General features: G+C 42.2%; 1 protein-coding gene. It reads left to right on the forward strand.

Annotated elements, in window-relative coordinates; translation table 11 throughout:
• On the forward strand, positions 1-933 hold a 933-nt coding region (locus tag R8N46_RS25540), incomplete at its 5' end, for an SbcC/MukB-like Walker B domain-containing protein (protein WP_318189820.1).
• Positions 934-1,025: the final 92 nt, after the last annotated feature.

Below are 1,025 nucleotides of genomic sequence, written 5' to 3' on the forward strand. Positions count from 1 at the left end.
GAAGCGAATAGTAAACTGGAAAATGCTAAAACCGAATGGGAAAGTGCACTAAAAGCGAGTGCGTTTGCTGATGAAGCGCACTTCTTACAGAGTAAAGTGAGTGAACAACAAACTCAAACTTGGCAACAAGAAATAGATAACTTTAAGCAGACACAAATCCAGTTAGAACAAACTCTTGCGGATTTAAATCAAGCTTTGAAGGCGGTCGATAAGCCTAATTTAGAAGCGCTTAACGTCAGTTTAAGCACTGCTCAACATTCGTATCTAGAAATTAGAAATCAGCTGGATAGCACGCGTTCACTGTTTGAGGGTTTGGAAAAAGTTCGCAATGAAATTTCTAATCTGCACGATAAAAACCGTAAATTAGAGGAAGAGTACAAAGTTTTCGGTACGCTTTATGATGTCGCCAGTGGTAAAACGGGCAGCCGTATCAGTTTACACCGATTTGTGTTGGGGGTTTTATTGGATGATGTTTTGATTCAAGCTTCTCAACGACTGAGTTTGATGAGCAAGGGTCGATATGTTCTAGCGCGTAAAACAGAGGGTTTTAAAGGTGCTGCAGGGCGAGGACTTGATCTCGTGGTGGAAGACGGTTACACCGGAAAAATGCGTGATGTTGCAACGTTGTCGGGGGGAGAATCCTTCATGGCAGCTTTAGCTTTGGCATTAGGCTTGTCTGATGTCGTGCAATCTTACAGCGGTGGAATTCGTTTAGATACGTTATTCATCGACGAAGGCTTTGGTAGCTTGGACCCTGAATCTCTCGATCTGGCGATTCAAACATTGGTCGACTTGCAACAAACGGGCCGCATGATTGGCGTAATTTCACACGTGTCTGAACTCAAAGAGCAGATGGCGTTGCGAATCGATGTTGAACCGTCTAGGTTTGGTTCTACCGTTTCGGTTAAATCTCATATGCTATTATCTAAATAAAAATCAAACAGTTAAATGAAAACAAAAAAGCCCCTTTATGGGGCTTTTTTATCGACTCTGACACTTATTGTTCGCAGAAGTGACCTTCTTTT

Origin of the sequence: Vibrio sp. 1874, assembly GCF_033344395.1 — a bacterium.
GTDB classification, from domain to species: Bacteria; Pseudomonadota; Gammaproteobacteria; order Enterobacterales; family Vibrionaceae; genus Vibrio; species Vibrio alginolyticus.